We start from the raw sequence: 7,852 nt of genomic DNA on the forward strand, positions 1-7,852 counted from the left end.
AGAAACACCCAATGACCGAGATTGATCGCCGAACCGAAAAACTGACCGCCGCTTTGCGCAGGGCCGGTGTGCGTATAACCCGTCAGCGGGCGGCGCTCCTGTCTGTTCTGGCTGAGGCCGACGATCATCCGGACGCCGTCGACCTGCAGCGCCGAGCGGAGGAGAAGGTCCCGGGTATCTCGCTATCCACCGTCTATCGCACCCTGACCGAGCTTGAGAACCAGGGCGTGATTCTGCGCCATCAGTTCGAAGGCGCGTCGGCAAGATATGAACATAGCGAGACCCAGCACCACGACCATATGATCGATGTCGAGACCAACGAGGTGATCGAATTCTCCAATGAGCCGATCGAGCGCCTGCAAGCCGAGATCGCCGAGGCGATGGGCTACGAGATCGTACATCATCGGCTGGAACTCTACGTGCGCAAGAAGAAGCCCCTGGCATAGCGGCACGCACGGGCTCTGGGGCCGTGGCATGTCTTCTGATTGAGCAGAAATCTGTGGCGCGGCAAGCAAGTCCGACATGGATTGGTCAAGGCCCGTTCCGATAGAGATCTGTTGTCTCGGGACCACCGTCGGAAATGACGCGGATCACTCACAAGTCACACTTGAGACGTCGTCAGATTTTCTGACGCTTTACTCGGGGAGCGCATCAGCTTCGCCCGATCTCAAATCGCATCTGGAGGATAACCCCCACGGCAGGTCAGTGACACGCCGAATACATTGTGCATGCCCTGCTCCACTTGCTTCCAGCGGGGATTTAGAAACGCAGAAAGCCGCCCTATGGGCGGCTATATCGTTGATATTATATGGGTATTTAGTTGTTCGGCCTTGATTGCGGGAGCACGCAGCCGACGTAACCTACCCCAACCAAGGTGCTATGTTTGAATTCAGCCCAACTCAGGTGATCCAGCCCCTTCTCTGCGCCACACACAAACGTCTCAAATGGGCGGATGACATAGCCGATGACCAGCATGCGGATGATCAGCTCCGGGTCGATCGAGGGACGCCCAAGGGAGCTGTAGAACGGGCGTAGAGCCTCACGCATTCCATCCATGTCGAGGAAGCGATCGATCTCGCGGTCGTCATTTTACTACCAGCCCAAAGGCGAGACGGCGATGAACCTGATGTTGATGCGTCAGATCGACGAGCAGTTCTTGGAAACGCCGTTCTTTGGTGTTCACCAAATGACCTGGCATCTTCGTAATGACGGCCATTTGGTCAATGAAAAGCGGATCAGGCGTCTCATGCGGCTGATGGGTTTGATGCCGATTTACCAGAAGCCCAGCACCAGCAGGCCTGCGAAGGGCCACAAAATCTATCCCTATCTGTTGAAGGGATTGCGCGTGATGCGACCCAATCAGGTCTGGTGCGCAGACATCACCTATCTGCCAATGCGGCGCGGGTTCCTGTATCTGGTGGCGATCATGGATTGGCACACCCGCAAAGTGCTGGCCTGGCGCATCTCGAACACGCTGGAAGCTGAGTTCTGCGTCGATGCGCTGAACGAGGCAATCGCCAGGTTCGGCCCACCTGAGGTCATGAACACTGACCAGGGCAGCCAGTTCACGTCATTTGTCTGGACAGATCGATTACGCCGATCCGGTGTGCGTATCTCCATGGATGGCAAGGGGCGCTTCTTGGACAACATCTTCGTGGAGCGGCTCTGGCGTTCACTGAAATACGAATGCGTATATCTGTACGCTTGGGAAACCGGATCAGATGCCCGCGCAGGGATCGCCAAATGGGTCGAGTTCTACAACCACAAACGCCCTCACAGCGCCCATGGCGGACAGCCGCCAGCCGTGGGTCTATTGGCTGAGAAAAGATGAAACCCAACCCGATCAGCAGGAGCAGAGAGTAGCTTAACTTACGCCAAAACCTGTCCAAACATTGGGGAGTAGCTCAAGGCGACCGAATGGCTCTGGACTTATAACAATGAGCGACCCAACATGGCCATCGGCGGCATGACGCCCGCCATGAAACTGAAAGCAGCCGCGTGATTTCTACGGCTGGGCCCCATTAAAAATGGGGGGATTACCTCGGCACGCGACATTCTACTTGAACATGGAAGTTTTTGATGCCGTCAAACGGATCTCTGGATCAGGTCTGGATTACAATTGTTCCAGCATCGACTGGCAACGCTACTTGGGTTGCAATTGGAGTGTAGAGATCTAGCTCGACATCAGGTGTCTCTATGCCTACCACCAAAGAATATCTCGCTTTATTATTTATCCTGCCAAGCCTTTTGCGCTCCCTTGAGGTGCCCCTAGTTTCCTAGACACCTGCCTGTTTCAGTTTGAGCTGTCTGGTTTCGAAGTCAATGGGCGATAGCATGCCGTTGTTCGTGTGCTTGCGCTTCGGGTTGTAGAAGAGCTCAATGTATTCGAACACGTCACGCCTTGCATCGTCGCGTGTCGGATAGGTTCTGCGCCTTATCCGCTCCCGTTTCAGCAGTTGGAAGAAGCTTTCGGCGACCGCGTTGTCATGGCAGTTCCCGCGTCGGCTCATGTTGGCTTCGAGGTTGTGCTGGCGCAGGAACATTTGCCATTCGCGGCTGGTGAACTGGGAGCCCTGGTCTGAATGCACCGTGACCCGGTTGCCGGGCTTTCGCCGCCATACGGCCATCAGCAGTGCCAGCAAGGCGAGATCGGTGGTCATTCGGGATTGGGCGGACCAGCCCACGACACGACGTGAGAACAGGTCGATGACGACGCACAGGTACATCCATCCTTCGTGGGTCTTGATGTAGGTGATATCCGTCACCCAGACTTGATCCTGTGCGGCGACCTTGAACTGCTGTCCCAGCCTATTCTCGACCACGATGGCTGGCTTTCCGCCGTAACAACCTGGCCGACGTCTGTAGCCCACCTGGGCCGCGATTCCGGCCAGCGATGACAGCCGGGCAACCCGGTTCTCGGATATTTGCTCGCCCTGGTCGCGCAGATCGTCCGTCAACTTGCGATAGCCATACACCTTGCCGCTGTCGGCCCAGGCCTGTCGGATCAGCTCGGTCTGGCGCGCATCCTGCTGCGCACGGTGACTTAACGGTTCTTTAAGCCATGCGTAGAAGCCGGAGAAATGGACCCGCAGCACCCGGCACATGGCCCGGACGCCGAACTCTCCGCGATGTGCCCGGATGAAGGCGTACTTCATTGGGCCCCTCGCGCGAAGTACACCGTTGCCTTTTTTAGAATATCGCGCTCCTCGGTTACTCTGGCCAGTTCACGCTTCAACCGACGGTTCTCAGCTTCATGATCCACGCTGGGCTTCTTTGGCAACGGATCGCCAAACTGCTTCTTCCACTTGTACAGAGAATGCATGCTGACACCCAAACGTCGGGAAACCTCCCGAACCGGATACCCGCGCACCGTGATCTAATGCACCGCGTCACGCTTGAACTCGGCGCTGTAATTGCTTGTCCCCATGTCGGCCTCCTTGCCTCAAAGTTAGGGGGCAAAGCGTCTACAAATCTAGGGGCGCCTCAAGCATTGCGGGCCGAAACGACCTCACAACCATCAATGCCCGCGTGGACAAAGCCCGAGTTCAACTGACAAACTGGGCCGGGTCTTCGCGGAAATGCTGTACCCCGATTGCACGCAGCGCGGTTTGACAAACACTGCTACGTTCTAACACTATCGACATAGACATCATTCGAATGACCGAGAGGACCCCAGTGGATTTTCACACCCCATCATCCTTTGAGGACGCCTCTAAACTCGCGGCAGAAGCGACGGGTTTGACCCGCTTTCTCGCGGGTGGAACAGACGTGCTCGTCCAGATGCGCTCAGGCACAGTTTTGCCGGATACCCTGATCGATCTGAAACTCATTCCGGGCACACAGGGCATCACCCGCACGCCCGATGGCGGCTGGCGGATCGGCATTGCCGTGTCCGGTGCCCGCCTCGGGGATCACGCGGAACTCATCGCCGACTGGCCCGGTGTCGTCGAAGGCATGGAACTGGTCGGATCGACGCAGGTTCAGGGCCGCGCAACGCTCGTCGGCAATCTTTGCAACGGGTCCCCCGCCGCTGACAGCGTACCGGGTTTGGTCGCTGCTCAGGCGTCTGTGGAAATCACGGGCTTGACGGGCGTGCGCACCGTTCCCGTCGAGGACATTCCCGCAGGTCCGGGGAAGACGACGCTCCAGCCCGGGGACGTGATTTCCGGCATCCTGATCCCGCCGCGCGGCGAACATGCGGGCGATGCCTATCAGCGATTCACGCCGCGCACGGAAATGGACATTGCCGTCGCGGGATGCGCGATCAGCCTGCGCGTTGACGGTGACACAATCTCAGAGGCCCGCGTCGCGGTGGGGGCGGTCGCGCCGACCGTGCGGCTTGTGCCTGATGCGGCGGCTGCGCTGATCGGAAGCACGCTCGATGACGCCGCGATTGACGCGCTGGTCGCTGCCGTGAGAGCCGCCTGCAATCCGATTGACGACAAACGCGGCACTGCAGAGTTCAGAACCGAGGTGGCAGGTGTGCTCGCCAAGCGGGTCGCGAAAATCGCCTATGGTCGCGCAAAAGGAGAGGCCCAATGAGCAAGATCCATGTCACGACCGTCGTAAACGGCGACGAGGTCGAATTCCTCGCGGACCCGCGGGAAACGCTTCTCGATTGCCTGCGTGATCACCTCGGGCTGACCGGATCCAAGGAAGGCTGCGGGACCGGCGATTGCGGCGCCTGTTCGGTCACGGTGGACGGGGTGCTGATCAGCTCCTGCCTGATGCTCGGCGTCGAGGCGCAGGGCAAGCGGATCGAGACCATCGAAGGGATGGCAAACGGCGAAGAGCTCCACCCGCTTCAGCGCAAATTCGTCGAACACGCCGCTCTGCAATGTGGGTTCTGCACGCCTGGTATTCTCGTCGCAGCCAAGGCGCTCTTGGAGAAGAACCCAGACCCGACGGAGACGGAGGTCCGGTATTGGCTGGCGGGCAATCTGTGCCGCTGCACCGGCTACGACAAAATTATTCGGGCCGTCATGGACGCCGCGTCTGAGATGAGAGGAGCCGCCTGATGCCCAAAGATGACATCAAAGAATTCCGTCTCGTCGGCACCCGCCCCAATCGCCCCGACGGTTTGGACAAAGTCACGGGTCGCGCGCGTTACGGCGCGGATATCACGGCCCCGGGGATGCTTTGGGGCGCCGTGCTCCGCAGCCCGCACGCCCATGCCAAAATCCTCAAAATTGACACGTCCAAGGCAGAAGCCCTCTCCGGTGTCAAAGCCGTTGTGACCCGCGCGGATTTCCCGACCGGCCTCACGGGCGAGGAGTGGAATCTTCAGGAAAACACGATGGCGGGCGAGAAAGCACTCTACGATGGCCACGCCATTGCCGCCGTCGCCGCGACCTCAAGCCTGATCGCGCAGGAGGCCGTTCGGCTCATCAAGGTGGACTATGAGGTTCTCCCGCATGTGACGGATGTGGATGACGCCATCAAACCCGATGCGCCGGTCATTCGCGAAGGGGCCGCCGACGCCAGCGTTCCCGAGGGCATGCCGCCAAATGTCGTCAAGTACTTCGAATTTGGGCGCGGGGATATGGAGGCTGGCTTCAAAGACGCTGATCTCGTCATGGAGCGCAGCTTTAAGACCGAAGCCACCCACCAAGGCTATATCGAACCCCATGCCTGCCTCGGCCAGCTGGGTGCCGATGGCAAGGGCGAGATGTGGGTCTGCACGCAGGGGCAGTGGTTCATCCGGCAGATGTGCTCGGCCGTGTTGGGCCTCAACGCTGCGCAGCTTCGCGTGACCCCGTCCGAGATTGGCGGCGGGTTTGGTGGCAAAACAACGATCTTTATGGAGCCGCTGTCCCTTGCGCTGTCGCAGAAGGCCGGCGGGCGTCCCGTCAAAATCGTCATGAGCCGGTCCGAAGTGCTGCGTGCCACCGGACCGACGGCCTCCGCCTCTATGGACGTGAAAATCGGCATGACCAAGGACGGCAAACTGACCGCCGCCCGTGCCGAATTCCGGATGCAGGGGGGGGCCTTCCCTGGTGCGCCCGTGGACATGGCGCTCTATTGCAGCCTTGCGCCCTACAAGATCGAGAATGTCGAACACATTGGCTACGACGTGCTCGCCAACCGCCCGAAATGCGCCGCCTACCGTGCTCCGGGGTCTCCGATGGGGGCCTTCGCGGTCGAGAGCCTGATCGACGAGATGTGCCGCAAACTGGATCTCGATCCGATGGAGGTGCGTCTCAAAAACGCCGTGCGCGAGGGTGATCAGGCCAGCTATGGTCCAACCTTCGGTTCCATCGGTCTCGTCGAGGTTCTGGAAGCGACCGCAAAACACCCGAACCTCGCTGTTCCGCTCGGCCCCAATCAGGGACGCGGCGTGGCCTCTGGCTATTGGTTCAACCACAACGGCGAAACGTCCGTGTCCATGGCGATCTCCGAGGATGGCACCGCTCAGGTGTCCGTCGGAACGCCGGATATTGGCGGCAGCCGTGCTTCGATTGCCTTGATGGTCGCGGAAACGCTTGGGATCGCCTACGAAGATGTGCGCGTGAACGTGGTGGAAACCGGGGCGCTTGGCGTCAACGAACCGACCCACGGGAGCCGCGCCACCTTCGCCACCGGCAAGGCCGCCACCATCGCCGCCCGCGCCGCGATCAAGGAGATGTGCCGTCGCGCCGCGAACGAATGGGGCATTGACGAAGACGCCGTTGAATGGGTCGAAGGTGCCGCGCAGCCCGCCGGACCAAACGCGGGAAACTATCCTCCGATGAGCATCAAGGACATCGCGAAAAACATGGGGGCGACGGGCGGTCCGATCTCTGGCCACCATGAATCCGTGCCCGATGGGGTTGGGGCCAGCTTTGGCTGTCACGTTGTGGACGTCGAGGTGGATCCCGAAACCGGCCTCACCAAAATTCTGCGCTACCTCGTGGTGCAGGATGCAGGCCGGGCGATCCACCCGTCCTATGTGGAGGGCCAGTATCAGGGCGGTGCCGTTCAGGGCATCGGCTGGGCGCTCAATGAGGAATATGTCTACGGCAAGGATGGTCGTCTGCAGAACCCCATCTTCCTCGATTACCGCATGCCCGTGGCCTCTGACCTGCCGATGATCGACACGATGATCGTGGAGGTTCCCAATCCGGGCCACCCCTTCGGCGTGCGCGGCGTGGGGGAAACGGGGATCACGCCACCGCTGCCCGCGATTGCAAATGCCATTCAAGGCGCAACAGGCCTTCGGATGTCACATCTGCCGATGACCCCGACCAAAGTTCTCGCCGCTCTGAAGGCGTCGCAAGAATGAGCGAACTCACCGTTCATCTGTGGGCCGGCCTGCGCCGGTTTACAGGGGGGCTCGAGGTCGTCACAGTGGAGGCCAGCAGCATCGGCAAAATGCTCGATGCGCTGGTCGCGGTCTATCCGGGTCTCGGTCCGATTTTCGAGGCCGGCATTTCGGTCGCCGTTGATGGAGAAATCATCAACGGCGGGCGGCACCGCCCCCTCGCACCATCGAACGAGATTTACCTCATGCAGCGGGTAAAGGGCGGATAGGCCTTTCCACAACAGGTTCCGCGAGGACAAAACCATGTCAGTCATGGGCCTGAGGACCAAGGTCAACTGGCCTCCCTTATCGCTGCAAATCCCCCACTCCTCCCTTGAGCATCGAACGCCGAGGGAGGCATATTGGCACGGTCGAGAACAGAAATTGGCCGCATGACCCGAAGGGCAACGAAGTAAAACTAAAACCGGATACACCTTAGAAACGCTGCCAAGCTGTCCGGAAAACTGGGACCACTTCAGACTTCACAACCGTTGAGCACGCTCCACATGCTTCCAGGGGGGATTTTGGGGCGCTGGTCCAGAAACGCAGAAAGCCGCCCTATGGGCGGCTATA

General features: G+C 59.8%; 6 protein-coding genes and 2 pseudogenes. 6 read left to right on the forward strand and 2 right to left on the reverse strand.

The genetic code is table 11. The features are described from left to right. The first annotated feature begins 11 nt into the window (after positions 1-11). Positions 12-446, forward strand: coding sequence for a Fur family transcriptional regulator (locus BM151_RS08760; protein WP_090060062.1), 435 nt, complete (start codon positions 12-14; stop codon positions 444-446). A gap of 511 nt (positions 447-957) precedes the next feature. Here BM151_RS08760 and BM151_RS22040 read toward each other — a convergent pair. Then, positions 958-1,080: pseudogene (locus BM151_RS22040) on the reverse strand (transposase); the annotation flags it as partial. On the opposite strand from BM151_RS22040, the pseudogene BM151_RS08770 reads away from it, so the two are divergent. Beyond that, positions 1,070-1,831 (forward strand): annotated as a pseudogene (locus tag BM151_RS08770) (IS3 family transposase); the annotation flags it as partial. The pseudogenes BM151_RS22040 and BM151_RS08770 sit on opposite strands and share 11 nt — an antisense overlap. A 445-nt stretch (positions 1,832-2,276) precedes the next feature. Here BM151_RS08770 and BM151_RS08775 read toward each other — a convergent pair. After that, positions 2,277-3,376, reverse strand: a protein-coding gene (locus tag BM151_RS08775) for an IS3 family transposase (protein ID WP_245781157.1) whose coding sequence is annotated in 2 segments (ribosomal slippage) — positions 2,277-3,181 and positions 3,181-3,376 — 1,101 coding nt in all. Because the reading frame shifts where the segments join, the coding sequence is not laid out codon by codon here. A 299-nt stretch (positions 3,377-3,675) separates the two neighbouring features. Here BM151_RS08775 and BM151_RS08780 point away from each other — a divergent pair. The 4 genes from BM151_RS08780 to BM151_RS08795 are packed head-to-tail and all read left to right on the forward strand — an operon-like array spanning position 3,676 to position 7,509. After that, positions 3,676-4,542, forward strand: a complete 867-nt coding sequence (locus BM151_RS08780) for an FAD binding domain-containing protein (RefSeq protein WP_090060067.1) — start codon at positions 3,676-3,678, stop codon at positions 4,540-4,542. Continuing rightward, positions 4,539-5,018 carry a (2Fe-2S)-binding protein gene (locus tag BM151_RS08785; RefSeq protein WP_090060068.1) on the forward strand — a complete coding sequence of 160 codons (480 nt, stop codon included), beginning with the start codon at positions 4,539-4,541 and terminating at the stop codon, positions 5,016-5,018. Before BM151_RS08780 ends, BM151_RS08785 begins: the two co-directional genes overlap by 4 nt. Continuing rightward, positions 5,018-7,261, forward strand: a complete 2,244-nt coding sequence (locus BM151_RS08790; RefSeq protein ID WP_090060070.1) for a xanthine dehydrogenase family protein molybdopterin-binding subunit — start codon at positions 5,018-5,020, stop codon at positions 7,259-7,261. Before BM151_RS08785 ends, BM151_RS08790 begins: the two co-directional genes overlap by 1 nt. Further along, entirely contained in the window at positions 7,258-7,509 is a 252-nt protein-coding gene (locus BM151_RS08795) for a MoaD/ThiS family protein (protein WP_090060072.1), read from the forward strand. The genes BM151_RS08790 and BM151_RS08795 overlap by 4 nt, the downstream gene beginning before the upstream one ends. Positions 7,510-7,852: the final 343 nt, after the last annotated feature.

This window comes from Celeribacter neptunius (assembly GCF_900113955.1).
In the GTDB taxonomy this organism is placed as follows: domain Bacteria; phylum Pseudomonadota; class Alphaproteobacteria; order Rhodobacterales; family Rhodobacteraceae; genus Celeribacter; species Celeribacter neptunius.